The organism is Cupriavidus sp. 8B (assembly GCF_054589115.1).
Genome location: NZ_BAAILO010000345.1, coordinates 1 through 25,274, shown reverse-complemented (window position 1 = coordinate 25,274; position 25,274 = coordinate 1). Strand labels below are relative to the sequence as shown.

Sequence of the window (25,274 nt, the reverse complement as noted above, 5' to 3'; positions counted from 1 at the left end):
CTGAGCTCCGGTGGGGCTCCTGCATCCGTGTAGGCGCGGCCGCCGCCGGCCGCCAGGGGGCGGCGTCCCGCAGGCCTTCCAGGACAGGTTGTACCGTAAAGAAAAGTGCCGCGATCCGGGAGGAGAGTCGCGGCACTGCCGTGTCGCCGGGCAGGAACTGCGTTTCCAGGAAGATTGAGCCAGCCTGGTGGGTCACACGGGGCATGCCATCTCCGCGCGGATGGCGTAGTGGCGCTCGCCGCGGGTGCGCAGGCAAATCGAGCGAGGACCGACGAACTGGATGCTGTAGGCGAGCTGGAAGCTCAGCCGAGCGCCCCGGTAATCGAACGCCAGGCGGTCGATTGTCCATGGCAGCGCCATGATTGCTGCGGTATCGACCCCCGTCAGGGTAAGGGTGGCGCCGGCTGCCTGGGCGGCGGCCCCAACCTCAGGGTTCCAGGTGTCGGCTGTGAGCAGCGGATCTTCTATGGTCAGGTGGAGGCAGCGGATGGCCAAACGCGCAGCCCCATGGGATTGGCTGTAGAGGTAGACGGTACCGGGGGCGCAGGCGAACATGTCTCTCTCACTTACACTGTATGGATATCCAGTATAAAAGCCGCCTGACTGGGGGTGCCTAAAGTTGAGTTAACTGTATGGATATACAGTGTCAAGCTTCGATGCCAAGCCCCAAAAGCAAAAAGCCCACCGAAGGGGTGGGCTTTTCAAGTTCCAAACTTTGGAAGTTCTCATTCCAAAATTCAGATTAAGTTAGCGGGCACATACCTGCTAACTCTTTTAATTCTTGGGGTGGCTGATGGGACTCGAACCCACGACGACAGGAATCACAATCCTGGACTCTACCAACTGAGCTACAGCCACCGTCGATGCCGTTCAGCTAAGTGCCGAACAACGAAGAACAAGATCATACAATGCCAAAAGCCGGATGGCTAGTACTCTGCACAAATTTTTTTCTGTGCCGCCTGCTTAAACGCCGAGCTTGGAGGAATCCTCCAGCTCAAGCATTCGGCAGATCGCGGCCATGCTGCCGACCATGGTGCGTCGTTGCGCGCCCTGGTAGATGCGAACGCCTTTGGATTGGCGGAAGGGCACGGGTTTGACGGGGCGGCGGGCGGAGAGGCGGTTGGCTGGCAGCATGGCTACACCTGGTGACTTGCAACAACAGTTAGCGGTACCCGCTACGCGGGCGCGTTGGCACAATCGGGTGTCGGCTTGATCGGGGTTCGCCCGCCTCAGCCGCACTCGTCAGAAGGCGCCGGGGCGGATCAGGCCGACGGCGATGCCTTCCAGTGAGAACTCTTCGCGACCGGCTTGCACGATGATGCTGGGGAAGTCGGGGTTCTCGGCGATCAGCTCGATGGTGTCGCCGCGGCGGTTTAGGCGCTTCACGGTGACGTCGTCGCCCAGGCGGGCTACGACGATCTTGCCGTTGGCGGCTTCGCTGGCGCGTTTGACGGCAAGCAGGTCGCCGTCGAGGATGCCGGCGTCGCGCATGCTGAGGCCACGCACCCGGAGGAGGTAATCAGGCTGCACGTCGAAGACCGAGGCGTCGACCTGGTATTGGCGGTCGATGTGTTCGGCGGCGAGGATCGGGCTGCCAGCTGCGACGCGCCCGACCAGCGGCAGCGTCAGCTGCATTACGCCGGCCATGGGCAGGGAGAACTGGTCGGGTAGCTCGGAGTCGCTGCGCGAGACCTTGAGGCGGATGCCGCGCGAGGCGCCGGGGGTGAGCTCGATCACGCCTTTGCGGGCCAGGGCACGTAAGTGTTCCTCGGCTGCGTTGGGTGAGGAGAAGCCGAACTTGGCGGCGATCTCGGCGCGCGTGGGCGGGAAGCCCGTGTGCTGGAGGCTGCTGCGGATCAAGTCGAAAATCTGCTGCTGTCGCGGTGTCAGGGTCGCCATGGTCGCCGGTGTTTGAAAGCACTGTATGTTTAAACAGTATGCTGTGATTTTATACAGTATCGAGTGAAGTGCAAGCGGAATTTTGGGAGTTTGCGCATTGACAGGTGCGTCCCACGGGTCCTGGCGCGTGCCGTGACGAGTGGGTGGAGGGTTACAATCCGCGGCACCCGAAGCGTCTTGCGTTGTGCGCTGTTCAACCTTCCTGGCTCTCGACCACTTTCCCGCCATGTCTCTCCTGCCTCGTGTTGTCGTGCTCGCTACCGGCGGAACCATTGCCGGTTCTTCTTCCAATCCAGCCAGCAGCGCCAAGTACCAGGCGGCCACGGTGCCGGTGACTGCGCTGCTCGATGCGGTGCCGGCGCTGGGCGCGGTGGCGCGGGTCGAGGCGGAGCAGGTGGCTCAGGTAGATAGCAAAGACATGTCGTTCGCGCTGTGGTCCAGGCTGGTGGAGCGCGTGACATTCTGGTCCGCGCAGCCCGATGTGTCGGGCATTGTCATTACGCACGGCACCGATACCCTGGAAGAAACGGCCATGCTGCTGCACCTGGCTTGCGTGGGCACGGTGCCGGTGGTGCTGACAGCTGCCATGCGGCCTTCGACCTCGTTGTCGGCGGATGGCCCGTTGAACCTGCTGGATGCGGTGCGCGTGGCAGCTGACGCTGATGCGGCGGGCAAGGGCGTGCTGCTGGTGATCAACCAGGAGATTCATGCGGGGCGCGATGTGGTGAAGGCGCACACGTCGGCGGTGAATGCTTTTGTGTCGCCGGTGTCCGGGCCGCTTGGTTTTGTGCAGGACAATCTGGTGCGCTTCGTGCGCACCGCTGGCCGCTTGCCGGCCAAGGCCTGGCCGGTGCCTTCCGTGTGGCCGCAGGTCGAGATCCTGGCTAGTTATGCGGAGCCGGGTCGGATCGTGGTGGATGCCTTGGCGCAGGCGGGCGTGTCGGGCCTGGTGGTGGCGGCTGCCGGCAATGGTTCGGTCCACCAGTCGCTGGTGGAGGCGTTGGTCGATGCGGCCGGCGCGGGGGTGGCGGTCGTGCGCAGTTCGCGCACAGGGGCAGGGCATGTGGCGATTCCTGCGCCTCCCCGGCCGGCGTCGGGTGTCTTTGTTTCTGCCGGCGACCTCAATCCTTACAAGGCGCGCGTGCTCCTGGCCCTGGCTCTGGCTGCGGAGCCAGGACTGGCAAAGGATCCGGCGGCGCTGCAGGCGCTGTTCGCCGAACACTGAGGCGGCTTGCTCCCGATGGCAAAAGCACGCTATACTTTAAGGCTATTCAACCTTGCTGCACCGGACATGGCGCTCGGGCAGCTTATCCAAAAGGAGCGTCAATGCGTCATTACGAAATCGTATTTATCGTCCATCCGGACCAGAGCGAACAAGTCCCGGCCATGATCGAGCGTTACAAGACGCTGGTCACGTCCCAGGAAGGCCAGATCCACCGCGTGGAAGACTGGGGTCGCCGTCAGATGGCCTACATGATCCAGAAGCTGGCCAAGGCTCACTACGTTTGCCTGAACATCGAATGCGGCAAGGAAACCCTGGCTGAACTCGAACACGCGTTCAAGTTCAACGATGCAGTGCTGCGCCACCTCATCGTTCAGACCAAGAAGGCTGAAACCGCACCGTCCCCGATGATGAAGGAAGTGCAGCGCGAAGAAGCTCGCAAGGCCGCGCAACAGACCAGCGAAGTCCAGGCCGCCTAAGTGCGGACTGTTGTGGTTGCCGCGGGCGTTGATCGCCGCGGCGGCAAGTGCGGGCATCGGTGCGGGAGAGTGCGTTGAACCAGTTAAGGCTCTGCGCAACGCTCGCGGAACGCGATGCCTTGCGTTACACCCCGGCCGGGGTCCCCGTGGTCAACTGCATCTTGCAGTACGCGGGCGAGACGGTCGAGGCGCAAACGCCCAGGCAGGTGGAGTTCGCCATCGCCGCCATGGGAATCGGTCAGATCGGCCAGCGGCTTGAGCGTACCCCGCTCGGCGCGATGCTCGACTGCGAAGGATTCCTGGCCCGCAAGCACCGCAACAGCAAGGCTCTCGTCTTTCACATCACTGGATGTAAAGCATTCGAAAAGGATTGAATCATGGCATTCGTCAAACGTGACAACAAGAACAAGAAGCGCTTCCAACAGCAAAACCCGCTGTTCAAGCGTAAGCGCTTCTGCCGCTTCACCGTGGCTGGCGTGGAACAGATCGACTACAAGGATCTGGACACCCTGAAGGATTTCATCGGCGACAACGGCAAGATCACGCCGGCCCGCCTGACCGGCACCAAGGCGCACTATCAGCGTCAGCTCGACACGGCCATCAAGCGCGCGCGTTTCCTCGCGCTGATGCCCTACACCGACCTGCACAAGAACTGATCGGCCCTAGGTCCGTTAAGGAGAAAACACGATGCAAATTATTCTGCTTGAGAAAGTCATCAATCTGGGCAACCTGGGTGACATCGTTCGCGTGAAGGACGGCTACGCCCGTAACTTCCTGATCCCGAACAAGAAGGCCCGCCGCGCTACCCAGACTGCTATCAGCGAGTTCGAAGTCAAGCGCGCTGAACTGGAAAAGGCAGCCGCCGAAAAGCTGGCCGCCTCGCAAGCCGAAGGCGAAAAGCTGAACGGCCTGACCGTGCAAATCACCCAGAAGTCGGGTGTTGACGGCCGCCTGTTCGGTTCGGTGACCAACGCCGACATCGCTGAAGCCCTGGCTGGCCAAGGCTTCAAGGTCGAGAAGGCGCAAGTGCGTCTGCCGAATGGTCCGCTGAAGGTTGTTGGCGACCACCCGGTCAGCGTCTCGCTGCACACCGACGTGCTGGTCGACGTGACGGTTTCCGTCCTGGGCGAACACGTCTAAGCATCGGCCTTGCTACTGGTTCCCCCTTGCCCTTCGGGGTGGTGGGAGCCGGGTGCCAGTGCCGCTTGCTTGACCAAACAAAAAGGCAGGAGCATCGCGCTCCTGCCTTTTTGTTTGGCCGTGCCCCTTGCTTGCCTCAATGCCTTGTTGCTATAGGGCGGGGCTGGTTGTCCCGTCGTCACATGGCAGGATGTGCCAACAGCCGGCTGCGAATTCTCCGCCGGCTCGCTGGCGCCGGCCGTTATAATCCCTCCCTATGAACGCGCCTGTCGCAGACCCCCAACTAGACAATCTCAAGGTACCGCCGCATTCCATCGAAGCCGAGCAATCGGTGCTGGGTGGCTTGCTGCTGGACAATGCCGCCTGGGACCGTATCGCCGACTTCCTGTCCGAGGCGGATTTCTATCGCTTCGATCACCGGATGATCTTCCAGAGCATCTCCCGGCTGATCGCCGCCACCAAGCCCGCCGACGTCATCACCGTCTACGAGACGCTGCAAGGCGCGGGCAAGGCGGAAGAGGTGGGCGGCCTGGCCTATCTGAATTCCCTCGCACAGAACACGCCTAGCGCGGCCAATATCCGTCGCTATGCGGAGATCGTGCGCGAGCGCTCGGTGCTGCGCAAGCTGGTGACCGTGGCCGACGATATCGCTACCGCGGCTTTCGCCCCCAAAGGGCGCGAGGTGCGGGAGCTGCTCGACGAAGCGGAATCCAAGGTGTTCGCCATTGCCGAGGAAGGCTCGCGCGGGCAGAAGGGTTTCCAGGAAATCCAGCCGCTGCTGACCCAGGTGGTCGAGCGTATCGACGAGCTGTACCACCGTGACTCCAGCACCGACGTCACCGGCGTGCCTACCGGTTTTATCGACCTGGACCGCATGACCAGCGGCATGCAGGCGGGCGACCTGATCATTGTGGCCGGTCGCCCCTCCATGGGTAAGACCGCTTTCTCGCTGAATATCGGCGAGCACGTGGCGGTGGAGCAGGGCCTGCCGGTGGCGGTGTTCTCGATGGAAATGGCGGGCACGCAGCTGGCCATGCGTATGCTGGGCTCGGTCGGCCGGCTCGACCAGCACCGCCTGCGTACCGGCCGCTTGCTCGACGAAGACTGGCCGCGGCTCACGCACGCCATCCAGCGCATGAACGATGCGCAATTGTTCATCGACGAAACGCCGGCGCTGAGCTCGATGGAGCTGCGCGCCCGTTCGCGCCGGCTGGCGCGCCAGTGCGGCCAGCTCGGACTGATCGTCATCGACTACCTGCAGCTGATGTCGGGCTCGGGCGGCGGCGAAAACCGCGCCACCGAAATCTCGGAAATCTCGCGGTCGCTCAAGGGCCTGGCGAAGGAACTCAACTGCCCGGTGATTGCACTGTCGCAGCTGAACCGAAGCCTGGAGCAGCGCCCGAACAAGCGCCCGGTGATGTCCGACTTGCGTGAATCCGGCGCTATCGAGCAGGATGCCGACGTGATCCTGTTTATTTACCGCGACGAGGTCTACAACCCCGATTCGCAGGACAAGGGCACGTCCGAGATCATCATCGGCAAGCAGCGTAACGGCCCAATTGGCACCGTGCGGCTGACGTTCCTGGGCCAGTTCACCAAGTTCGACAACTTCAGCGGCGGCCCCGCCTTCTTCGACAACGACAACTGAAGCCAGTCCTGGCGCCGCTTGCCGGGCATCGTGGCTCGGTGGCCACAGTCGATCGTGCATGCCGCGTGTCAAAGTCCCCCGGCATCGCCGCACAAACCTGTAAAATGTTGCGTTTTGATGACAGCCGCCTCCGGGCGGCTGTCGTGCAATGCGTACCCGCCTGATTCAGTAACTAGTAATAACTACCCGCGGCGCCCCCGCGCTTCGACAAGGAACATTCCATGTTCGGCCGATTCATGCCCACCGAGGGCAAGTTCTTCGAATACTTCAACCAGCATGCCGATTGCGCGGTGACCGCCGCCCGCGAGCTGGAAGTGCTGGTCAACGACCTGCCCAATGCCGAGGCCCACGCCCGCCGCGTGCAGGCCACCGAAAAGAAAGCCGATCGCATCACGCACGACACGATCGACCTGCTGCACAAGACCTTCATCACGCCGCTGGACCGTGATGAGATCCACAAGCTCATCACCACCATGGACGACATCCTCGACCTGATGGAAGACGTGGCTGAAACCATCTCGCTGTACGACGTGACCAGCCTGACCGACGAGGCGCGCAAGCTGGCCTCCATCTGCGTGCAGTGTTGCGACCAGGTCAAGATCGCGGTCGGCCTGCTCGATGACATGAGCAATGCCGGCGCCATCCTGAAGACGGCGCAGCAGATCGACCAGCTCGAGTCCGAGGCCGATCGCGTGATGCGCGCCGCCATGTCCAAGCTGTTCCGCGACGAAACGGACGTCAAGCGCCTGATCAAGCTGAAGGCTATCTACGAGCAGCTCGAAACCATTACCGACAAGTGCGAGGACGTTGCCAACATTCTCGAAGGCATCGTCCTGGAAAACGCCTGAGGCACAAATCGGAATGCAAACAATACAAATGAGCCTGTGGGTCATCGGCTTGCTGGTGGCTCTCGCCTTGCTGTTCGATTTCATGAACGGCTTTCACGATGCCGCCAATTCGATTGCCACGGTGGTGTCGACGGGCGTGCTCAAGCCGCACCACGCGGTGGCCATGGCGGCCATGTGCAATGTGGTGGCGATTTTTATCTTCCACCTGAAGGTGGCGGCTACGGTGGGGACCGGCACGATCGATGTCAACATCGTCGATCACTACGTGATCTTCGGCGCGCTGATGGGCGCCATTGCCTGGAACCTGATCACCTGGTACTACGGCATTCCCTCGTCGTCGTCGCACGCGCTGATCGGTGGCCTGGTTGGCGCCGCGGTGGCCAAGAGCGGCACCAGCGCGCTGGTAGGCGGCGGCCTGCTCAAGACCGTGGCATTTATCGTCATTTCGCCGCTGCTGGGCTTCCTGCTCGGTTCGCTGATGATGGTGATCGTGGCCTGGACGTTCTTCCGTACGCCGCCGTCGCGGGTCGATCGCTGGTTCCGCCGGCTGCAGCTGGTCTCCGCTTCGCTCTACAGCCTGGGCCACGGCGGCAATGACGCGCAGAAGACCATCGGCATTATCTGGATGCTGCTGATCGCGAGCGGCCACGTGGCGCAGGGCGGCGCGGAGCCGCCGATCTGGGTCATCGTTTCCTGCTACGTGGCGATCGGCATGGGCACCATGTTTGGTGGCTGGCGCATCGTGCGTACCATGGGCCAGAAGATCACCAAGCTCAAGCCGGTAGGCGGCTTCTGCGCGGAGACGGGCGGCGCCATCACGCTGTTCATTGCCTCGGCGCTGGGCGTGCCGGTGTCGACAACCCATACCATCACCGGCGCCATCGTCGGCGTGGGCTCGGTGCAGAAGATGTCGGCGGTGCGCTGGGGCGTGGCCGGCAACATCGTCTGGGCCTGGGTGCTGACGATTCCGGCATCCGCGTTCATGGCTGCCATTGCATGGTGGATTGGCAAGCACGTGCTCTGAAGCACGGCAGCCGGATTCCACAAGCAAACAAACAAAAAGCCAGGCGAGATGCCTGGCTTTTTTGTTTGTGGCGAAGGACGGTGACGATCGCTAACGATTGGCGAATGCGGCGATCGGGTCGTCGTCCACCGGGGCCGGGGGAGCAACGGAAGGCGGTGGTGGTGCAGCCGGGGCGGCCTGCGGCGGCACCACGGATGCCGGCGTCTGGTCGATCCCCGCCGCGACCCGCCGGGCGCCGTTGTACCGAGAGGCCCAGTACGACTTGGTCATGTCCTCGAGGCGTACCGTGCCGCCGGTGGACGGCGCATGGACAAAGCGGTTCTGCCCGACATAGATGCCGACATGCGAGTTGGCCCGGCCGGTGGTATTGAAGAAAACCAGGTCGCCCGAGGCCACCTGGTTGCGCTCCAGCGACACGCCGCGCTCGCCCATGGCTTCGGTGGTGCGTGGCAGGTTGACGTTGGCGGCGCGCAGCACGACATAGCGGACCAGGCCGCTGCAGTCGAAGCCCGAGTCCGGCGTATTGCCGCCGTAGCGATAGGGCGTGCCAACCAGCGACATCGCCTGGATGGAGACTTCTTCCAGTCCGGCGCTGGGATCCACCATGGGGGTGCCTGCCGGGCGTGGCTGGGCGCTATGGCGCCCAGGCGGCGTCGAGGCGCAGGCGGCGAGCAGCAATGCTGCCGTGCAAAGCAGGTGCAGGCGGGCACTGAGCAAGGCGCGCGCCTGGCTGGGCACGCGTCTTCCGGTTTGGGCTATCTGGCGCAGAGGCATCCTTCTCGGTCCGGTCCCGGGCCAGGTGCCGTGGCGCGAGGGGAGCAGCCCAGCGAGGGAGCCGCCCCTGGCGCCTTACCAGCGCAGTTGCGCGTTGTAGGTGCCCGTACTCACGTTAACCGACTTGGCCTGTCCCTTATAAGTCGCTTCGATATTGTAGCTGCCTTGCGGGGCCTTGATCAGGCACTTGGGCCCGGACGCGGTAAAGCTGGCCACTTCATGGCCTTCGCGGGTCATCTTGACGGCGACGTCGGCCAGGTACTCGCCGCGCTCGCCCTGGGTGAACAGCAGGCCGATGTTGAAGTTCTTCTGCTGCGCGGCCAGTTGCTGCTGTTCGTCCGCGGCAATGCCCCCGCAGATGTAGCTGACGGGGCCCATGGTGCGGATCACCATTTCGTCGGCGGCGAGCGCGGGGCCCGCGAGCAGCAAGAAGGCGGCAATCGCGACGCTGCCGGCCAGCGCGAGCCGCAGCGGTGTGTGGTGCAGGTGGTTGTCCATCAATGTCTCCATCGATCCAACAAGCCGGGAGGGGCAAAAAAACGCCCGCCGGACGCCGGCACGCGAGGTGCCGAAATGGCGGGCGCTCCGGATACTTTGATGCTAGGCCACGCCGGTAGGCAAATCTGCCGGACGTGGTCCTACAAGGGCATCCGATGGTTCCGGAGGGTGCAGAGGGTGCAGAGGCTTAGTCTTTAGCGATGATGCGCCCCTTAAAGGACATCCGCGGCATGGTCGGCCAGGCGCGAGCGTTCACCGCGCGCCAGCGTCACATGGCCGCTGTGGCTCCAGCCCTTGAACCGGTCGACCACGTAGGTGAGGCCGGACGAGCCCTCGGTCAGGTAAGGCGTGTCGATCTGCGCGATGTTGCCCAGGCAGATGATCTTGGTGCCGGGGCCGGCACGCGTTACCAGCGTCTTCATCTGCTTTGGCGTCAGGTTCTGGGCCTCGTCGATGATGACGAACTTGTTGACGAAGGTGCGTCCGCGCATGAAGTTCATGCTCTTGACCTTGATGCGCGAGCGGATCAGTTCCTGGGTGGCGGCGCGGCCCCATTCGCCGGCGCTGTCGTCGCTCTTTTGGAGCACTTCCAGGTTGTCGTCGAAAGCGCCCATCCAGGGCTGCATCTTTTCTTCCTCGGTGCCGGGCAGGAAGCCGATGTCCTCGCCAACCGGCACGGTGGCGCGGGTGACGATGATCTCGTTGTAGAGCTTCTGGTCGAGCACCTGCTCCAGGCCCGCCGCCAGCGCCAGCAGGGTCTTGCCGGTACCGGCCTGGCCCAGCAGGGTGACGAAATCGATCTCCGGATGCATCAGCAGGTTGAGCGCGAAGTTCTGCTCGCGGTTGCGGGCGGTCACGCTCCACACATTGTTCTTGTGGTGCGTGTAGTCCTTGAGGGTTTGCAGCAGCGCGGTCTTGCCGTTGATTTCCTTGACCTGGGCGTACAGCGGCAGGCTGCCGTCGCTGGGTTCCAGGAAGACGAACTGGTTGACCAGGAAGGAGGGCACCAGCGGGCCCGTCAGGCGATAGAACATCGCGCCGGACTTCGGGTCCTGCCAGCTTTCCACGCCCTTGCCATGCTTGGCCCAGAAGTCGTTGGGCAGCAGCATCACCCCCGAGTACAGCAGGTCCTTGTCCTCGAGGACCTGGTCGTTGAAGTAATCCTCGGCGGGCAGGCCGAGCGCGCGCGCCTTGATGCGCATGTTGATGTCTTTCGACACCAGCACGACCTGGCGCTCCGGGAACTGCTGCTGCAGGGCGCTGACCACGCCCAGGATCTGGTTATCCGCCTTGCCCTGCGGCAGGCCGTCGGGCAGCTTGATCTCGTTGAGCTTGGTTTGCAGGAACAGCTTGCCCTGCGCATCGCGGTTGCCCAGCTTGGCCAGCGGCAAGCCCTCGTCGAGCACGCCATCGGTGCCGCCCACCAGCGCGTCCAGCGTGCGGCTCACGGTGCGGGCGTTGCGCGCGACTTCGCTCATGCCCTTCTTGTGGTTGTCCAGTTCCTCGAGCGTCATCATCGGCAGATAGACGTCGTGCTCTTCGAAGCGGAACAGCGAGGACGGGTCGTGCATCAGCACATTGGTGTCCAGCACGAACAGCTTGCTGGGGCCGGTGTGTTTCTGCATGCGACGGTTGGTCGTGCCAGGGGCCTTGGCGGGCACCTTGGGCACGGCGGCCAGCGACGGCACGGACTTCAGCGCGGACGGCGGCGCATCCTTGGTGCGCGCTCGCGTCGCACCGCTGGCGCTGGCCACCACGGCCGGCGCGTTTTCCGCTTTGCTGGTTCCGGTTTCCAGCAAGGCCACACGCTCCAGCGCCGGCACAGGTTTCTTACCCTGCGACGCTGATTTGGCCTTAGTCAGCTTGGTCACCGGAGCGAATTCGCTCGGGTCAAGCAATTGGGCAGGCTTGGCGGGCATGGTCGGCAGCGGCATGCTAGGCTTTCCTTTCAGGGGGAGAAGACGGCTGGAAAACGGCGCAGGACACTGGCGTGGCCGCATGGCGCCACGTCATTGGGGATCGTGTCCTGTGCGTACAAACCACACAAACAAAAAAGCCGCCAACCTGGTTAGCAGGTTTGGCGGCTTCTTTCTTTCGGACCGGAGACACGGCAGGTCCGCTACCGGCCTGTGGCAAGGTGCGCCTGGGCCGGGACGATGAAGCAGCGTGGCATCCGGATCTTGAACTCATTAAAGGCCAATGTATCCGAACGTTTTCTGTTTTGCAATCGCTTGCCGAGAGGACTTTTGACGGTGTTGCTGCGCCGCATTAAAGTGCCGGGCCGAATCACCGTGGATCACGCCCCGGATCACGCCTCGGATCAGAGGCCGCGCACGATTTCCAGCACCTCGTCGACGTGGTTGGGCACCTTGATGCCGCGCAAGGCATGGCGCAGGATGCCCTTGCCGTCGATGATGAAGGTGCTGCGCTCGATGCCGCGCACTTCCTTGCCATACATTTTCTTCATCTTGATGACATCGAACAGATGGCACACGGCTTCATCGCCATCGGAGATCAACTCGAAGGGCAGTTCCAGCTTGGCCTTGAAGTTCTCGTGCGACTTCAGGCTGTCGCGCGAGATGCCGAAGACCACCGTGCCTGCCTTGACGAAGTCGTCATGCTGGTCGCGGAAGTTCATGGCTTCGGTAGTGCAGCCCGGGGTGTTGTCCTTGGGATAGAAATACAGGACGACGGTCTTGCCGCGCTGGGCGCCAAGGCTGAACGTGCCGCCGGTGGCGGGCGCGCTGAAATCGGGTACGGGCTGGCTGAGACTGACTGTCATTCTTATGGCTCCTGGGAGGGACAGGAAGGGGGCGGCTGCGTGAGTGCGGCCACCATGGTGGCGGCAGATGGGGGCGGGTCGGCCAACTTCAAGCGTGGCGCGTGCTCAACTTGCGTGAACCAGCCTGCCCGGGCCGCCGGGCTGGCTCAGGCAGGCTCCTCCAGCAGCAGGATGGCCGCCACCTTGCGGCCTTCAGCCATCAGGATGTTGTAAGTGCGGCAGGCGGCCTGCAGATCCATGGCGTCCACCCCGACATGCAGGCGCGCCAGGGAAGCGGTCAGGCGGGGATGGGGGAAGCGCAGGCGGCTGCCGGTGCCCAGCAGCACCACTTCGGGCGAGTGCGCCAGCAGGCCTTCGAAGTGCGCGGGTTCCAGGTCTTCGAAGCGCTGCACCGGCCAGGGCCGGATCTCGCCTTCGGGCATGACCAGCACGGATTCCGTGTAGCGCACCATATTGATTTCGATATAGCCCGGGCCGTACGACGTTACCGTATTGAGGGCATTGGGCTGGTCTGCGTGGAGTTTCAAGGGCGAACCTTATCTGGCGCTGCCCCTCGCGGCGCGCGCGGCGACTCGGCCGGGGCAGCGCAGGGCGGGTTGAGAGCATTTTGGGGCAGGCGGGCCGGGCGGCTTTGCTGCGGCCCCGGGGTACCGGCGGCGTACGCTGCAATGCAAGAATCCCTGCCGAAGTCTGTCATAATCCGATAAATTATAGCTTTTGCCTCCCTGCCTGCCACGTTTTGCGTTGCAACGCAGCGCACAGGCTACCCGGGCCGCTCCTTTCCCACCCAGATTCCCTAGATAGCCGCCGCTACCCGGTGGCGCTTGCCTCCTGCCAACATCGCCGTGAAACCGATCCAGAAATCCAACAAGCTCAACAATGTTTGCTATGACATCCGCGGCCCGGTGCTGGAGAAGGCCAAGCAGATGGAAGAGGAAGGCCACAAGATCATCAAGCTGAACATCGGCAACCTGGCCGTCTTCGGCTTTGACGCGCCGGAAGAGATCCAGCAGGACATGATGCGCAACCTGCCCAATTCGGCCGGGTACTCGGACTCCAAGGGCATCTTCGCCGCGCGCAAGGCGATCATGCACTACACGCAGCAGAAGAACATCGAGGGCGTGGGCCTGGACGACATCTACGTCGGCAACGGCGCCTCCGAGCTGATCGTGATGTCGATGAACGCGCTGCTCAACAGCGGCGACGAAGTGCTGGTTCCGGCGCCGGACTACCCGTTGTGGACCGCCGCGGTGAGCCTGTCGGGCGGCACCCCGGTGCACTATATGTGCGACGAGGCCAACGAGTGGATGCCCGATCTGGACGATATCCGCGCCAAGATCACGCCGAATACCAAGGCCATCGTCGTCATCAACCCCAACAACCCCACCGGCGCCCTGTACTCGGACGAACTGCTCAACGCCATCGTGGCGATTGCGCGCGAACACGGCCTGATCATCTTTGCCGACGAGATCTACGACAAGGTGCTGTACGACGGCCATAGCCACACGTCCATTGCCGCGCTGTCGACCGATGTGTTGACGGTGACCTTCAACGGCCTGTCCAAGAACTATCGCTCGTGCGGCTACCGCGCCGGCTGGATGGTGGTATCGGGCGACAAGCGGCCCGCGCTGGACTATATCGAGGGGCTGAACATGTTGTCCTCGATGCGCCTGTGCGCCAACGTGCCCGGCCAGTGGGCCATCCAGACCGCGCTGGGCGGCTACCAGAGCATCAACGACCTGGTGAACGAAGGCGGGCGCCTGCGCCGCCAGCGCGATCTTGCCCACGAACTGATCACGCAGATCCCGGGCGTCACCTGCGTCAAGCCCAAGGCCGCGCTGTACCTGTTCCCCAAGCTCGACCTGTCGATGTACCCGATCCAGGACGACCAGGAGTTCATCTATGAACTGCTGCAGGAGTCCAAGGTGCTGCTGGTGCAGGGCACCGGCTTCAACTGGGGCAAGCCGGACCATTTCCGTATCGTGTTCCTGCCTCACGAGGAGGACCTGCGCGAGGCCATCGGCCGCGTGGGCCGTTTCCTGGAGGCATACCGCAAGCGCCACGGCCACGCGGCCTGAGCAAGGCCATTGCGGCGTAATCCATTTTTCAGCAACTCAGAGTCAGATCGTCCATGAATCCCATCAAAGTAGGCCTGCTTGGCATCGGTACCGTCGGTAGCGGCACGTTCAATGTGCTGCAACGTAACCAGGAAGAAATCCGCCGCCGCGCCGGGCGCGGCATCGAGATTGCCATGGTGGCCGACCTCAACACCGAGCGCGCCCGCGAGCTGACCGGTGGGCAGGTCGAGGTGGTGGCCGACGCCAACGAGGTCGTCACCCGCCCCGAGATCGACATCGTGATCGAGCTGATCGGCGGCTACGGCATCGCTCGCGAGCTGGTGCTCAAGGCCATCGAGAACGGCAAGCACGTGGTCACTGCCAACAAGGCGCTGCTGGCCGTGCATGGCAACGAAATCTTCGAAGCCGCCCGCAAGAAGGGCGTCATCGTCGCCTTCGAAGCCGCGGTGGCCGGTGGCATCCCCATCATCAAGGCGCTGCGCGAAGGCCTGACCGCCAACCGCATCGAGTGGATCGCCGGCATCATCAATGGCACCACGAACTTCATCCTGTCGGAGATGCGCGACAAGGGCCTGGACTTCGACACCGTGCTCAAGCAGGCGCAAGCGCTGGGCTATGCCGAGGCCGATCCCACTTTCGACATCGAAGGCATCGATGCCGCGCACAAGATCACGCTGATGAGCTCGATCGCCTTCGGCATGCCGGTGCAGTTCGACAAGGCCTACGTGGAAGGCATCACCAAACTGTCGGCCGTGGATATCCGCTACGCCGAAGAGCTGGGCTACCGCATCAAGCTGCTGGGCCTGACGCGCCGTCGTGAAAACGGCATCGAGCTGCGCGTGCACCCGACGTTGGTGCCGGCCAAGCGCCTGATCGCCAACGTGGAAGGCGCAATGAACGCCGTGCTGGTGCAGGGCGACGCCGTGGGCGCCACGTTGTACTACGGCAAGGGCGCCGGCGCCGAGCCGACCGCCTCCGCCGTGATCGCCGATCTGGTCGATGTGACCCGCCTGCACACCGCCGACCCCGAGCACCGCGTGCCGCACCTGGCGTTCCAGCCGGACGCGCTATCCAGCGTGCCGGTGCTCCCGATCGAGGAAGTCACCAGCTCGTACTACCTGCGCATGCGCGTGGCGGACGAGACCGGCGTGCTGGCCGACATCACCCGCATCCTGGCTGACGCCGGCATCTCCATCGATGCCATGCTGCAGAAGGAGTCGCGCGAAGGAGAGCCGCAGACCGACATCATCATGCTCTCGCACCTCACTCTCGAGAAGCAGGTCAACGCCGCCATCGCCAAGATCGAGGCGCTGCCGACCGTGCTGTCGGCCGTCACGCGCCTGCGCATGGAAGAACTGAACTGAACGCACCGATGAAATACCAGTCGACGCGCGGCCATGAGATGCCGCAAACCTTCTCCGAGATCCTGCTGGGCGGCCTGGCGCCGGACGGCGGCCTTTACCTGCCCCGGGAGTACCCGCAGGTCACGGCCGACGAGCTGGAAGCCTGGCGCAAGCTGTCGTACGCCGATCTCGCCTTCGAAGTCCTGTCCCGCTTCTGCGACGACATCCCGGCCGAGGACCTGCGCGCCCTGACGCGCAAGACCTACACCGCCGAGGTGTACTGCAATGCCCGTCCCGGCGACAACACCGCCGACATCACCCCGTTGCGCACGCTGGGTGAAGAGGGCGGCACGCAGCTGCAGCTGCTGGGCCTGTCCAACGGCCCCACGCTGGCCTTCAAGGACATGGCCATGCAGCTGCTCGGCAACCTGTTCGAGTACGCACTGGCGCGTGCCGGACAGGAGCTGAACATTCTCGGCGCCACCTCGGGCGACACCGGCAGCGCGGCGGAATACGCCATGCGCGGCAAGCGCGGCATCCGCGTGTTCATGCTGAGCCCGCACCGCAAGATGAGCGCGTTCCAGACCGCGCAGATGTTCAGCCTGCAGGACCCGAACATCTTCAACCTGGCGGTGGAAGGCGTGTTCGACGATTGCCAGGACATCGTCAAGGCGGTCTCCAACGATCTGGACTACAAGGCCCGCCAGAAGATCGGCACGGTCAACTCGATCAACTGGGCGCGCGTGGTGGCCCAGGTGGTGTACTACTTCAAGGGCTGGCTGCTGGCCACCGACGGCCCGGGCCAGAAGGTCTCGTTCTGCGTGCCGTCGGGCAATTTCGGCAACGTCTGCGCCGGTCATATCGCGCGCATGATGGGCCTGCCAATCGACAAGCTGGTGGTCGCCACCAACGAGAACGACGTGCTCGACGAGTTTTTCCGCACCGGCACCTACCGCGTGCGCAAGTCGGCGGAGACGTACCACACCTCCAGCCCGAGCATGGACATCTCGAAGGCGTCGAACTTCGAGCGCTTCGTCTTCGACCTGCTGGGCCGCGATGGCGACAAGCTGGCCAAGATGTTCCGCGAGGACGTCGACACCAAGGGCGGCTTCGACCTGTCCGGCACGCCGGAATTCGAGCGCATCCGCGCCTTCGGCTTCGTCTCGGGCCGCAGCACGCACGAAGACCGCCTCGCCACCATCCGCGACCTGTCCGAGCGCTACGGCATTACCATCGACACGCACACCGCCGATGGCATCAAGGTTGCGCGCGAGCATCTCACGCCCGGCGTGCCGATGCTGGTGCTGGAAACCGCGCTGCCGGCCAAGTTCGCCGACACCATCCGCGAAGCGCTTGGCCATGAGCCGGAGCGTCCGGCAGCCTTCGAAGGCATCGAGAACCTGCCGCAGCGCTTCGAGGTGATGCCAGCGGATGCCGGCCGGATCAAGGCTTACATCGCCGGCCACACCGGCTTGTAAGGCCCGGCCGCTGCCGGCTGCGTTCCTGCCGGCAGCGCGCCAACTCGCTACAATCAGATTTGCCGAGCAGAAATCGCACGGCCCTCGCATTGCCCCGGATGTATCGAGGGCGGTACGCGGGCCGTTTCCCATGGGTGCTGGATGGCCACGGGTTTGCTGTTCCAGGCTCACACAAGCTGTCTCACTTACCTGCTTCCTCATGACCCAAGCTCCCGCGCCCGCCCGTCCCCCCATGCTGACCATGGCCCAGGCCCTCGAGGCCCTGCTGGCCGGCGCCCGCCCGCTCGCCGAAGCCGAGCGCATCGCCACGCTCGACGCCAATGGCCGCGTGCTGGCCGCGCCGGTGTCGAGCACGCTGGACGTGCCCCCGGCCGACAACACCTCGATGGACGGCTACGCCGTGCGCAGCGCCGATGTGGCGGCGCCGGGCGCGCGCCTGCGGGTGGCCCAGCGCATCCCCGCCGGCCACGTCGGCACGGCGCTGGCGGCCGGCACGGCGGCGCGCATCTTTACCGGCGGGCTGATTCCGCCGGGGGCCGACGCGGTGGTGATGCAGGAGCAGTGCGTGGCGGACGGCGAGGATGTGATCGTCAATCACACGCCGCAGCCGGGCGAATGGATCCGCCGGGCCGGCGAGGACATCCGCGCCGGCAGCGTGATCCTGCCGGCCGGCACGCGGCTGACGCCGCAGGCGCTGGGCCTGGCCGCGTCGGTGGGGCAGGCGTCGCTGGACGTGGTGCGGCGCGTCAAGGTGGCGGTGTTCTTTACCGGCGACGAGCTCGCCATGCCGGGCGAGCCGCTCAAGCCGGGCGCCATCTACAACTCCAACCGCTTCACGCTGCGCGGGCTGCTGGAAAACCTGGGCTGCGAGATCAGCGATTTCGGCATCGTGCCCGACACCCTGGCCGCCACGCGCGACACCCTGCGCCGGGCTGCCGATGGGCATGACCTGATCATCACCTCGGGCGGCGTCTCGGTGGGCGAGGAAGACCATATCAAGCCGGCGGTCGAGGCCGAAGGGCGGCTCAACCTGTGGCAGATCGCCATCAAGCCGGGCAAGCCGCTGGCGTTCGGCGAGGTGGCGCGTGGCGAGCAGGCACCGGCGTTTTTCCTGGGGCTGCCGGGCAACCCGGTCTCGAGCTTCGTCACCTTCCTGCTGTTCGTGCGGCCCTTCATCCTGCGGCTGCAAGGCGTGCAGGACGTGATGCCGCGCCGCCTGCCGCTGCGGGCCGATTTCGACCTGCCCAAGGGCGACCGCCGCAATGAGTTCCTGCGCGTGCGCATCAACCAGGCCGGCGGGCTCGACCTGTTCCCCAACCAGAGCTCGGGCGTGCTGACTTCCACGGTGTGGGGCGAGGGCCTGGTCGACAACCCGCCCAACCAGCCGATCGCGCGGGGCGATACCGTGCAGTTCATTGCCTTCGACGGCCTGCTGGCATAAGGAGGGAGACCGCCATGAACATCGAACTCCGTTTTTTTGCCAGCGTGCGCGAGCAGCTGGGCCTGGGGCAGGAGCGCGTCGCGGTGCCGGCCGAGGTGGCTACCGTGGCGGACCTGCGCCATTGGCTTGGTGCCCGCGGCGGCGCCTGGGCCGAGGTGCTGGCCGAGGGCCGTGCCTTGCGCATGGCCGTGGACCACGAGGTGGCCAGCCCGGACAGCGTGCTGGCCGATGGCTGCGAAGTGGCGTTTTTCCCGCCCGTGACCGGAGGCTGAGATGAGCGTCAGGGTACAGCGCGAGGATTTCGACCTGGGCGCCGAGGTGGCGGCATTGCGCCGTGACCAGCCGGGCGTGGGCGCGGTGGCCAGCTTCATCGGCACGGTGCGCGACATGAACGACGGCAGCGCGGTCAGCGCGATGGAGCTGGAGCACTATCCCGGCATGACGGAAAAGGCGCTCGCCAGGATCGAGGCCGTTGCGCGGGAGCGCTGGGCGCTGCTTGGCGTCACCATCGTGCACCGGGTCGGGCCGTTGCTCCCGCTGGACCAGATCGTGCTGGTGGCGGTGGCCTCCGCCCATCGCGGCAACGCCTTTGCCGCCTGCGAATTCATCATGGATTACCTCAAGTCCGAAGCGCCGTTCTGGAAGAAGGAGCAGACGCCGGAAGGCGCGCGCTGGGTCGACGCGCGCGTGACCGATGAGTCCGCGCTGGCGCGCTGGGGCATTCGCTCGCTCAATGCCAGCGGCGATACGGAGCAGGCGGAAACCTCGGGTCTGAAGCGCTGATGGGCGCGCTCGGTTTTGTGGCGGTCGGGGTCGGGGCCGCGGTGGGAGCCTGGCTGCGCTGGGCGTTCTCTGTCCTGTGGAATGCCGCCAACCCGGCGTTGCCCTATGGGACGCTGGCGGCCAACCTGGTTGGCGGCTACCTGATCGGGCTGGCGGTGGGATTCTTCGGCACGCATGCGGAGTTGTCGCCCGAATGGCGCCTGCTGGCGGTCACCGGCTTCCTGGGCGGGCTGACCACGTTTTCCACGTTCTCCAGCGAGGTCGTTGGCAACCTGATGGCGGGCGACTATGGCTGGGCGACGGTGCACCTGCTGGCGCATCTTGGCGGCTCGCTGCTGCTGACCGCGCTGGGTCTGTGGACCTATCGGCTGCTGGCCTGAGCGCCAGTTGAATCCAGCCACGCAAGCATCTCCAGCAGCGCTGCGTTGAAGGCAGCCGGCCGCTCCATGTGCGGGGCATGGCCAGTGCCGTCGATGGTGGCAAGGCGGGCAGCCGGCTGCAGCGCCAGCGTGGCCTGTCCCACTGCCGGCGCGTAGAGGCGGCTGCGTTCCCCAACCAGGTGGAATAAAGGCAGGCGAGCCTGGCGCAACGCCGGGCGGTAATCCTGTCGGGCCATGTCTTGCCACAGCGCGGCAAGCGCATCCGGCGCGCACTGCCGCATGATGGCGGCGATATGGCCCGCCTGGGCCGCATCGGGTTTGCTGCCTGCGCTCCACAAGCCGGCGCGCACCGAATCGATCAGGCGGGGCCAGTCCTGGCGCACGTGCGCGGCCATTTGCGCGGCCTGGACGGTGTCGTAGCGCCCGTGCAAGCCATGCGGCCAGTCCGCCGCGCTGACCAGCCGCGGCGTCATGTCGATGGCGCCGATTGCCGCCAGGGGCAGGGCGGGATCACCGCGCATCAACTCCCAGGCCACCATGGCGCCCATTGACCACCCAACCACCACCACGTCCCGCAATCCCAGGTGCCCGATCAGCCCGGCGGCATCGGCGGCAAGCTGCGCAAGGCTGGCTTGTCCGGCATGCGGCAATGCAGCAGACAAGCCATGCCCGGCATGATCCGGGGCGATCACGCGATAGCCGTGGCTTGCCAGCGCGCGCTGGCCATCGAACGCCTCGCCGGATAGCGACCAGCCGTGCAGCAACAGCAGTGCACGCCCGCTGCCGGCCTCCCGCCAGCCGGGCCGGGAACCGGAGGCAGGGTGGGTATCGAAGGCGGGGGCGGCCTCGACGTTAGTCATCGCGTGTGAAGCATCCAATGGCGAACTTCCAGTCTGGGCGTCTGGCCCCGGCCACGTGCTTGGCCAAAGCTCCGGGTAAGCCATGTATTGACATACGGATCGCTAACTTTATATCATGAAACATGAATCAGTTATCATGTTTTGAGGTGAGCCGGAGGGGACGGTTTCCGCGGTGCAATGCCGCTGCTTGACTGCCGTTTTCCGGTCTGACCAGCCACCGCGGAGCCCCGATGTCCCTTACCGAATCCGGCGTAAGCCAGCCCAAGACCGCGCGCGGCCAGAAGACCCGCGAAGCGCTGCTGCGCGCCGCCGAGAAAGTGTTCGGCGAGAAGGGCTACTACGTGGCTTCGATCTCCGAGATCACGCAGGAGGCAGAGGTGGCCATGGGCACCTTCTACCTTTACTTCAAGGACAAGGAAGACATCTTCCGCGCGCTGGTGCAGCACATGCTGGAACTGGTGCGGGCCCATCTGCGCAAGCACGTGGGGCAGGCGCAGACGCAGATCGAGGCCGAGCGGCTGGGACTCAAGGCCTTTCTCTCGTTTGTCGCGCGCCACAAGAATTTGTACCGCATCGTGCTCGATTCCTACTCGGTGGACGAGACCATCTACAGCAGCTATTTCCAGGTGTTCGCCGATGTCTACAGCCGGCGCCTGGGCAAGGCTGAGGAGCAGGGCGAGATCTCGCCGGGCGACGCCGAGGTGCGGGCGTGGTGCCTGATCGGCATCAGCAATTTCCTTGGCATGCGCTATGCGCTGTGGAAGCGGCCGGCGTCGATGGACAAGGTGGTCGACACCGCCTTCGACATGATCTCGCACGGGCTGGCGGCGCGATGAGCGCGTTGGTGCTGGTCGAGCGTGTTGGCAGCACGGCGGTGCTTCGGCTCAATCGCGCCGAGCGGCACAACAGCCTGGTGCCGGCGCTGCTCGAACAACTGCTGGCCGCGCTGGGGAGCCTGGAGGCGGACCCGGATGTGCGCGCCGTGGTGCTGAGCCATGCGGGGCGCTCGTTTTCCACGGGCGGCGATGTCGGCGCGTTTGCCGCCTTCGGGCCGCAGAGTGCCGAGCTGGCGCAGTATGCGCAGCGGCTGCTCGGCCTGCTTAACGCAGCCATCCTGCGCCTGGCAGCGCTGCGCTGCCCGGTGATCGCGGCGGTGGAGGGCTGGCTGACGGGCGGCTCGCTGGGGCTGGTGCTGGCTTGCGACATGACGGTGCTGGGCGAGGGCACGCGCATTGCGCCGTACTACACCGTGGTGGGCTTCAGCCCGGACGGTGGCTGGACCGCGATGCTGCCGCAGTTGATCGGCGCGGCGCGGGCGCGGGCGATCCAGCTAGAGAACACCACGCTGACGGCCAGCCAGGCCACGGCGCTAGGCCTAGCCACGCATCTCGCGCCAGCCCGCGAAGCCGAGGCGATGGCACTGTCGCTCGCGGCCGGGCTGAAGGACAAGGTACCCGGCAGCGTGGCGCAGACGCGCGCGCTGCTGCGCTGGGATGCGAACGCGCTGGCCGTTGGGCTTGAGCGCGAGCGCGAGGCGTTCGTGGCGCAGGTGACGAGCGCCGAGGCTGCGGCAGGCATGCGCCGCTTCCTCGGCGACGGGCACGCGCGCTAAGGCAGCAAACGGAAAGGCAGGACGGGAAGGACCGCTGGACGGAGCGCAGGAAAGCGAAGCAGCAACAAGCAGGCAGGATCTGCACTTGCAACGACAAGAGACACCCTTAGAGGAGACAAGAATGCAATTCAAGCACCAAGCCGTTGGCGCCATCGCGCTGGCCAGCCTGCTGGCCGCCGGCGGCGCCCTTGCCAAGGACATCCGCATCGCCCACGTCTATGACAAGACCGGGGCGCTCGAGGCCTACGCCAAGCAGACCCAGACCGGGCTGATGATGGGGCTGGATTATGCCACCAACGGCACCATGATGGTCAACGGCAACAAGCTGGTAGTGCTGGAGAAGGACACCCAGGGCAAGCCCGACGTGGCCAAGGCGCAGCTTGCCGCGGCGTATAGCGACGATCGCGCGGACATCGCCGTGGGGCCGACGTCCTCCGGCACGGCGCTGGCGATGCTGCCGGTGGCCGAGGAGTACAAGAAGATCCTGCTGGTGGAGCCCGCCGTGGCGGATTCCATCACCGGCGAGAAGTGGAACCGCTACATCTTCCGCACCGGCCGCAACTCGTCTCAGGATGCCATCTCCAACGCCGTGGCACTCGACAAGCCCGGCGTGCAGATCGCCACGCTGGCGCAGGACTACGCCTTTGGCCGCGACGGTGTGAAGGCCTTCAAGGGCGCGCTCAAGAACGCCAAGATCGTGCACGAGGAATACCTGCCGACCAACACCACGGACTTTACCGCCGGGGCGCAGCGCCTCTTCGATTCGCTCAAGGACAAGCCGGGCCGCAAGATCATCTTCATCATCTGGGCGGGTGCCGGCAACCCGTTCAAGATTGCCGACCTCGATCCCAAGCGCTACGGCATCGAGATCGCCACCGGCGGCAATATCCTGCCGGCCATGAGCAACTACAAGAACTTCCCCGGCATGGAAGGCGCGACGTACTACTACTTCGGCATTCCCAAGAACAAGGCCAACGAGTGGCTGGTGTCCAACCACTACACCAAGTTCAAGTCGCCGCCCGACTTCTTCACCGCCGGCGGCATGACGGCCGGCATCGCGCTGGTCGAGGCGCTCAAGAAGACCAATGGCGACACCAGCACCGAGAAGCTGATCGGCGCGATGGAGGGCATGTCGTTCGAGACGCCCAAGGGCAAGATGACCTTCCGCAAGGAAGACCACCAGGCGTTGCAGTCGATGTACCACTTCAAGATCAAGGTCGATCCCGCGTTCGCCTGGGGCGTGCCCGAGCTGGTCCGCGAGATCAAGCCGGAAGAAATGAACGTGCCGATCCGCAACAAGCGGTGATGACAGTGGGCGCCGCTTCCATCGATACAACGGCAGCGCTCTCGCGGGCGGTGGCAGGGCCGCCCGCGCTCGAGACGCGCGATCTCACCATCCGCTTTGGCGGCCACGTGGCGGTCAACGCAGTGTCCTGCGCATTCCGTCCGGGCGAGCTGACCTGCATCGTCGGCCCCAACGGGGCCGGCAAGACCACGTACTTCAACCTGATATCGGGCCAGTTGCCGCCCAGCGCCGGGCAGATCCTGCTCGGCGGCGAGGACGTGACGCGCCTGCCGGTGCCGCACAAGGCGCGGCGCGGCATTGGGCGCGCGTTCCAGCTGACCAGCCTGTTTCCCAATCTGTCCGTGTTCGAGAACGTGCGGCTGGCGGTGCAGTCGCGCCGGCGCATCGGGCTGGATTTGTGGTCCGTGTGGAGCGCAAACCGCGCGGTCCGCACGGAGGCCGAGGAATGTCTCGAGCGGGTGGCCCTGGCCGACAAGCGCCACCTGCCGGTGGCCTCGCTGCCGCATGGCGACCAGCGCAAGCTGGAGGTGGGCATCTTGCTGGCGCTGCAGCCGCGTATCTTCATGTTCGACGAGCCGACCGCCGGCATGAGCGTGGATGAGGTGCCGGTGATCCTGGGCCTGATCCAGGAGATCAAGCGCGACAAGAGCAAGACGGTGCTGCTGGTGGAGCACAAGATGGATGTGGTGCGCTCGCTGGCCGACCGTATCATCGTGCTGCATAACGGCAACCTGATGGCCGATGGCGACCCGGCCGAGGTGATCGCCTCGCCGATCGTGCAGCAGGCATACCTGGGCATCGCTGCCGACGACGAGAGCGCGCAGCAGGAGAGCAGTCATGGCTGAGGGATCGGCAGCACCCATCCTGAGCCTGGATAGCGTGCAGACGCATATCGGGCCGTATCACATCCTGCACGGCGTGAGCTTTGCGGTGCCGCGCGGCGGCGTGACCATGCTGCTGGGGCGCAACGGCGCGGGCAAGACCACCACGCTGCGCACCATCATGAACCTGTGGCAGGCGAGCGAAGGGCGGATCGCGTTCGACGGGGCCGACATCACGCGCCGCGGCACGCCCGCCATCGCGCAGGCCGGCATTGCCTATGTGCCCGAGAACATGAGCGTGTTCTCCGAGCTGACGGTGGCGGAGAACATGCGGCTGGCCGCGCGCAGCGGCGCCATCGACGGGCAGCGGCTGGACTGGGTGTTCCGCATGTTCCCCGCGCTGAAGATCTTCTGGCACCAGCGCGCCGGCGTGCTGTCCGGCGGACAGAAGCAGATGCTGTCGGTGGCGCGCGCCATCATCGAGCCACGCAAGCTGCTGATCGTGGACGAACCAACCAAGGGCCTGGCGCCGGCCATCATCCAGAACATGATCACGGTGTTCCGCGAGCTCAAGCAGACCGAGGTGTCGATCCTGCTGGTGGAGCAGAACTTCCACATGGCAAAGTCGGTGGGGGATACCGTTGCTGTGATGGACGACGGCCGCGTGGTGCATACGGGCAGCATGGCAGCGCTGGCAGGGGATGAAGCCTTGCAGCAGAGGCTGCTGGGCTTGTCGCTGGCGGCGCATCAGTAGGGAATGGTTTGCTCCCCTCTCCCACGCAGTGGGAGAGGGGAGCAAACCGGCGGTAGAGTCAAAGCATCACTCGGTGTAGCCGTGATTTCCCCCAGGCGGAAATC

Annotated in this window: 30 protein-coding genes and 1 tRNA gene; 20 read left to right on the top strand and 11 right to left on the bottom strand. The window is 64.8% G+C overall.

Annotated features, from left to right (window positions below; all coding sequences use genetic code 11):
• From ACYP5B_RS33810 to lexA, 5 genes are all read right to left on the bottom strand, one after another.
• Nucleotides 1-205: hypothetical protein (locus tag ACYP5B_RS33810; protein ID WP_459572523.1), on the bottom strand; the 205-nt coding region annotated here is incomplete at its 3' end.
• Nucleotides 193-555 (bottom strand): hypothetical protein, encoded by a 363-nt coding sequence (locus ACYP5B_RS33805; RefSeq protein ID WP_459572522.1) that lies wholly within the window; start codon nt 553-555, stop codon nt 193-195. The genes ACYP5B_RS33810 and ACYP5B_RS33805, both read right to left, overlap by 13 nt.
• A 227-nt stretch (nt 556-782) precedes the next feature.
• Nucleotides 783-858: transfer RNA gene (locus ACYP5B_RS33800), tRNA-His, on the bottom strand.
• A 105-nt stretch (nt 859-963) separates the two neighbouring features.
• Entirely contained in the window at nt 964-1,134 is a 171-nt protein-coding gene (locus tag ACYP5B_RS33795; RefSeq protein ID WP_267603522.1) for a hypothetical protein, read from the bottom strand.
• Between the two features lie 108 nt (nt 1,135-1,242).
• The gene (lexA, locus tag ACYP5B_RS33790; protein ID WP_006163593.1) at nt 1,243-1,899 is read right to left on the bottom strand and encodes a transcriptional repressor LexA; all 657 of its coding nucleotides are present in this window, start codon (nt 1,897-1,899) and stop codon (nt 1,243-1,245) included.
• Between the two features lie 226 nt (nt 1,900-2,125).
• On the opposite strand from lexA, the gene ACYP5B_RS33785 reads away from it, so the two are divergent.
• From ACYP5B_RS33785 to ACYP5B_RS33750, 8 genes are all read left to right on the top strand, one after another.
• Entirely contained in the window at nt 2,126-3,124 is a 999-nt protein-coding gene (locus ACYP5B_RS33785; RefSeq protein WP_400096766.1) for an asparaginase, read from the top strand.
• 101 nt (nt 3,125-3,225) lie between these two features.
• Nucleotides 3,226-3,600 (top strand): 30S ribosomal protein S6, encoded by a 375-nt coding sequence (gene rpsF / locus ACYP5B_RS33780; protein WP_006163598.1) that lies wholly within the window; start codon nt 3,226-3,228, stop codon nt 3,598-3,600.
• A 74-nt stretch (nt 3,601-3,674) separates the two neighbouring features.
• Entirely contained in the window at nt 3,675-3,974 is a 300-nt protein-coding gene (gene priB / locus ACYP5B_RS33775; RefSeq protein ID WP_017228959.1) for a primosomal replication protein N, read from the top strand.
• Between the two features lie 3 nt (nt 3,975-3,977).
• On the top strand, nt 3,978-4,256 hold the full coding sequence (gene rpsR, locus ACYP5B_RS33770; RefSeq protein ID WP_006163606.1) for a 30S ribosomal protein S18: 279 nt from the start codon (nt 3,978-3,980) through the stop codon (nt 4,254-4,256).
• 31 nt (nt 4,257-4,287) lie between these two features.
• Nucleotides 4,288-4,740 carry a 50S ribosomal protein L9 gene (rplI, locus tag ACYP5B_RS33765; protein WP_043347244.1) on the top strand — a complete coding sequence of 151 codons (453 nt, stop codon included), beginning with the start codon at nt 4,288-4,290 and terminating at the stop codon, nt 4,738-4,740.
• A gap of 256 nt (nt 4,741-4,996) precedes the next feature.
• Nucleotides 4,997-6,388 (top strand): replicative DNA helicase, encoded by a 1,392-nt coding sequence (locus ACYP5B_RS33760; RefSeq protein WP_267603520.1) that lies wholly within the window; start codon nt 4,997-4,999, stop codon nt 6,386-6,388.
• A 221-nt stretch (nt 6,389-6,609) separates the two neighbouring features.
• Nucleotides 6,610-7,236, top strand: coding sequence for a DUF47 domain-containing protein (locus ACYP5B_RS33755; protein ID WP_267603519.1), 627 nt, complete (start codon nt 6,610-6,612; stop codon nt 7,234-7,236).
• 13 nt (nt 7,237-7,249) lie between these two features.
• The gene (locus tag ACYP5B_RS33750; RefSeq protein WP_267603518.1) at nt 7,250-8,260 is read left to right on the top strand and encodes an inorganic phosphate transporter; all 1,011 of its coding nucleotides are present in this window, start codon (nt 7,250-7,252) and stop codon (nt 8,258-8,260) included.
• A 90-nt stretch (nt 8,261-8,350) separates the two neighbouring features.
• Here ACYP5B_RS33750 and ACYP5B_RS33745 read toward each other — a convergent pair whose 3' ends face one another.
• From ACYP5B_RS33745 to ACYP5B_RS33725, 5 genes are all read right to left on the bottom strand, one after another.
• A complete protein-coding gene (locus ACYP5B_RS33745) occupies nt 8,351-9,034 on the bottom strand; it encodes a C40 family peptidase (RefSeq protein WP_459572521.1) in 684 nt (227 codons plus the stop codon).
• A gap of 75 nt (nt 9,035-9,109) precedes the next feature.
• Nucleotides 9,110-9,532 carry a hypothetical protein gene (locus ACYP5B_RS33740; RefSeq protein WP_400096764.1) on the bottom strand — a complete coding sequence of 141 codons (423 nt, stop codon included), beginning with the start codon at nt 9,530-9,532 and terminating at the stop codon, nt 9,110-9,112.
• A 212-nt stretch (nt 9,533-9,744) separates the two neighbouring features.
• The gene (locus ACYP5B_RS33735; protein ID WP_459572520.1) at nt 9,745-11,466 is read right to left on the bottom strand and encodes a PhoH family protein; all 1,722 of its coding nucleotides are present in this window, start codon (nt 11,464-11,466) and stop codon (nt 9,745-9,747) included.
• 386 nt (nt 11,467-11,852) lie between these two features.
• Complete coding sequence (locus ACYP5B_RS33730; protein ID WP_318236549.1) at nt 11,853-12,314, bottom strand: peroxiredoxin; 462 nt, start codon at nt 12,312-12,314, stop codon at nt 11,853-11,855.
• A gap of 146 nt (nt 12,315-12,460) precedes the next feature.
• On the bottom strand, nt 12,461-12,841 hold the full coding sequence (locus tag ACYP5B_RS33725; RefSeq protein ID WP_267603513.1) for an Mth938-like domain-containing protein: 381 nt from the start codon (nt 12,839-12,841) through the stop codon (nt 12,461-12,463).
• Nucleotides 12,842-13,159: 318 nt separating this feature from the next.
• On the opposite strand from ACYP5B_RS33725, the gene ACYP5B_RS33720 reads away from it, so the two are divergent.
• The 7 genes from ACYP5B_RS33720 to crcB all read left to right on the top strand — a co-directional run bounded on the left by ACYP5B_RS33720 (nt 13,160) and on the right by crcB (nt 19,817).
• On the top strand, nt 13,160-14,392 hold the full coding sequence (locus ACYP5B_RS33720; RefSeq protein ID WP_400096761.1) for a pyridoxal phosphate-dependent aminotransferase: 1,233 nt from the start codon (nt 13,160-13,162) through the stop codon (nt 14,390-14,392).
• A 53-nt stretch (nt 14,393-14,445) separates the two neighbouring features.
• Nucleotides 14,446-15,756 (top strand): homoserine dehydrogenase, encoded by a 1,311-nt coding sequence (locus ACYP5B_RS33715; RefSeq protein WP_267603511.1) that lies wholly within the window; start codon nt 14,446-14,448, stop codon nt 15,754-15,756.
• A gap of 8 nt (nt 15,757-15,764) precedes the next feature.
• Nucleotides 15,765-17,213, top strand: coding sequence for a threonine synthase (thrC, locus tag ACYP5B_RS33710; RefSeq protein ID WP_459572519.1), 1,449 nt, complete (start codon nt 15,765-15,767; stop codon nt 17,211-17,213).
• A 199-nt stretch (nt 17,214-17,412) separates the two neighbouring features.
• Nucleotides 17,413-18,654: a molybdopterin molybdotransferase MoeA gene (locus ACYP5B_RS33705; protein WP_459572518.1), complete on the top strand. Its 1,242-nt coding sequence runs from the start codon at nt 17,413-17,415 to the stop codon at nt 18,652-18,654.
• Nucleotides 18,655-18,668: 14 nt separating this feature from the next.
• Nucleotides 18,669-18,926 carry a molybdopterin converting factor subunit 1 gene (gene moaD / locus ACYP5B_RS33700; protein WP_318236546.1) on the top strand — a complete coding sequence of 86 codons (258 nt, stop codon included), beginning with the start codon at nt 18,669-18,671 and terminating at the stop codon, nt 18,924-18,926.
• A 1-nt stretch (nt 18,927) separates the two neighbouring features.
• Nucleotides 18,928-19,437 carry a molybdopterin synthase catalytic subunit MoaE gene (gene moaE, locus ACYP5B_RS33695; RefSeq protein ID WP_267603507.1) on the top strand — a complete coding sequence of 170 codons (510 nt, stop codon included), beginning with the start codon at nt 18,928-18,930 and terminating at the stop codon, nt 19,435-19,437.
• A complete protein-coding gene (crcB, locus tag ACYP5B_RS33690; protein WP_267603506.1) occupies nt 19,437-19,817 on the top strand; it encodes a fluoride efflux transporter CrcB in 381 nt (126 codons plus the stop codon). Before moaE ends, crcB begins: the two co-directional genes overlap by 1 nt.
• Here the strand turns inward: crcB and ACYP5B_RS33685 are convergent.
• Nucleotides 19,799-20,677 (bottom strand): alpha/beta fold hydrolase, encoded by an 879-nt coding sequence (locus tag ACYP5B_RS33685; RefSeq protein WP_459572517.1) that lies wholly within the window; start codon nt 20,675-20,677, stop codon nt 19,799-19,801. The two genes, crcB and ACYP5B_RS33685, sit on opposite strands and share 19 nt — an antisense overlap.
• Before the next feature lie 230 nt (nt 20,678-20,907).
• Here ACYP5B_RS33685 and ACYP5B_RS33680 point away from each other — a divergent pair, with 230 nt between their 5' ends.
• From ACYP5B_RS33680 to ACYP5B_RS33660, 5 genes are all read left to right on the top strand, one after another.
• Nucleotides 20,908-21,513 (top strand): TetR/AcrR family transcriptional regulator, encoded by a 606-nt coding sequence (locus tag ACYP5B_RS33680; protein ID WP_267603504.1) that lies wholly within the window; start codon nt 20,908-20,910, stop codon nt 21,511-21,513.
• A complete protein-coding gene (locus ACYP5B_RS33675) occupies nt 21,510-22,289 on the top strand; it encodes an enoyl-CoA hydratase/isomerase family protein (RefSeq protein WP_459572516.1) in 780 nt (259 codons plus the stop codon). The genes ACYP5B_RS33680 and ACYP5B_RS33675 overlap by 4 nt, the downstream gene beginning before the upstream one ends.
• A gap of 121 nt (nt 22,290-22,410) precedes the next feature.
• A complete protein-coding gene (locus ACYP5B_RS33670) occupies nt 22,411-23,595 on the top strand; it encodes a substrate-binding domain-containing protein (protein ID WP_459572515.1) in 1,185 nt (394 codons plus the stop codon).
• Complete coding sequence (locus tag ACYP5B_RS33665) at nt 23,595-24,440, top strand: ABC transporter ATP-binding protein (protein ID WP_459572514.1); 846 nt, start codon at nt 23,595-23,597, stop codon at nt 24,438-24,440. The genes ACYP5B_RS33670 and ACYP5B_RS33665 overlap by 1 nt, the downstream gene beginning before the upstream one ends.
• Nucleotides 24,433-25,170, top strand: coding sequence for an ABC transporter ATP-binding protein (locus ACYP5B_RS33660; RefSeq protein WP_459572513.1), 738 nt, complete (start codon nt 24,433-24,435; stop codon nt 25,168-25,170). The genes ACYP5B_RS33665 and ACYP5B_RS33660 overlap by 8 nt, the downstream gene beginning before the upstream one ends.
• Nucleotides 25,171-25,274 lie beyond the last annotated feature (104 nt).

What these genes read in the sequence shown, in the direction of transcription:
- ACYP5B_RS33730 (WP_318236549.1), bottom strand. Translation starts at nt 12,314, where the DNA reads ATGACAGTCAGTCTCAGCCAGCCCGTACCCGATTTCAGCGCGCCCGCC.
- rpsF (WP_006163598.1), top strand. Translation starts at nt 3,226, where the DNA reads ATGCGTCATTACGAAATCGTATTTATCGTCCATCCGGACCAGAGCGAA.
- rplI (WP_043347244.1), top strand. Translation starts at nt 4,288, where the DNA reads ATGCAAATTATTCTGCTTGAGAAAGTCATCAATCTGGGCAACCTGGGT.
- lexA (WP_006163593.1), bottom strand. Translation starts at nt 1,899, where the DNA reads ATGGCGACCCTGACACCGCGACAGCAGCAGATTTTCGACTTGATCCGC.
- thrC (WP_459572519.1), top strand. Translation starts at nt 15,765, where the DNA reads ATGAAATACCAGTCGACGCGCGGCCATGAGATGCCGCAAACCTTCTCC.
- rpsR (WP_006163606.1), top strand. Translation starts at nt 3,978, where the DNA reads ATGGCATTCGTCAAACGTGACAACAAGAACAAGAAGCGCTTCCAACAG.
- moaD (WP_318236546.1), top strand. Translation starts at nt 18,669, where the DNA reads ATGAACATCGAACTCCGTTTTTTTGCCAGCGTGCGCGAGCAGCTGGGC.
- ACYP5B_RS33795 (WP_267603522.1), bottom strand. Translation starts at nt 1,134, where the DNA reads ATGCTGCCAGCCAACCGCCTCTCCGCCCGCCGCCCCGTCAAACCCGTG.
- ACYP5B_RS33805 (WP_459572522.1), bottom strand. Translation starts at nt 555, where the DNA reads ATGTTCGCCTGCGCCCCCGGTACCGTCTACCTCTACAGCCAATCCCAT.
- ACYP5B_RS33735 (WP_459572520.1), bottom strand. Translation starts at nt 11,466, where the DNA reads ATGCCGCTGCCGACCATGCCCGCCAAGCCTGCCCAATTGCTTGACCCG.
- ACYP5B_RS33670 (WP_459572515.1), top strand. Translation starts at nt 22,411, where the DNA reads ATGCAATTCAAGCACCAAGCCGTTGGCGCCATCGCGCTGGCCAGCCTG.
- ACYP5B_RS33785 (WP_400096766.1), top strand. Translation starts at nt 2,126, where the DNA reads ATGTCTCTCCTGCCTCGTGTTGTCGTGCTCGCTACCGGCGGAACCATT.
- ACYP5B_RS33750 (WP_267603518.1), top strand. Translation starts at nt 7,250, where the DNA reads ATGCAAACAATACAAATGAGCCTGTGGGTCATCGGCTTGCTGGTGGCT.
- ACYP5B_RS33665 (WP_459572514.1), top strand. Translation starts at nt 23,595, where the DNA reads ATGACAGTGGGCGCCGCTTCCATCGATACAACGGCAGCGCTCTCGCGG.
- ACYP5B_RS33745 (WP_459572521.1), bottom strand. Translation starts at nt 9,034, where the DNA reads ATGCCTCTGCGCCAGATAGCCCAAACCGGAAGACGCGTGCCCAGCCAG.
- ACYP5B_RS33685 (WP_459572517.1), bottom strand. Translation starts at nt 20,677, where the DNA reads ATGACTAACGTCGAGGCCGCCCCCGCCTTCGATACCCACCCTGCCTCC.
- ACYP5B_RS33680 (WP_267603504.1), top strand. Translation starts at nt 20,908, where the DNA reads ATGTCCCTTACCGAATCCGGCGTAAGCCAGCCCAAGACCGCGCGCGGC.
- crcB (WP_267603506.1), top strand. Translation starts at nt 19,437, where the DNA reads ATGGGCGCGCTCGGTTTTGTGGCGGTCGGGGTCGGGGCCGCGGTGGGA.
- ACYP5B_RS33740 (WP_400096764.1), bottom strand. Translation starts at nt 9,532, where the DNA reads ATGGACAACCACCTGCACCACACACCGCTGCGGCTCGCGCTGGCCGGC.
- ACYP5B_RS33675 (WP_459572516.1), top strand. Translation starts at nt 21,510, where the DNA reads ATGAGCGCGTTGGTGCTGGTCGAGCGTGTTGGCAGCACGGCGGTGCTT.
- ACYP5B_RS33660 (WP_459572513.1), top strand. Translation starts at nt 24,433, where the DNA reads ATGGCTGAGGGATCGGCAGCACCCATCCTGAGCCTGGATAGCGTGCAG.
- ACYP5B_RS33760 (WP_267603520.1), top strand. Translation starts at nt 4,997, where the DNA reads ATGAACGCGCCTGTCGCAGACCCCCAACTAGACAATCTCAAGGTACCG.
- moaE (WP_267603507.1), top strand. Translation starts at nt 18,928, where the DNA reads ATGAGCGTCAGGGTACAGCGCGAGGATTTCGACCTGGGCGCCGAGGTG.
- ACYP5B_RS33755 (WP_267603519.1), top strand. Translation starts at nt 6,610, where the DNA reads ATGTTCGGCCGATTCATGCCCACCGAGGGCAAGTTCTTCGAATACTTC.
- ACYP5B_RS33705 (WP_459572518.1), top strand. Translation starts at nt 17,413, where the DNA reads ATGACCCAAGCTCCCGCGCCCGCCCGTCCCCCCATGCTGACCATGGCC.
- ACYP5B_RS33715 (WP_267603511.1), top strand. Translation starts at nt 14,446, where the DNA reads ATGAATCCCATCAAAGTAGGCCTGCTTGGCATCGGTACCGTCGGTAGC.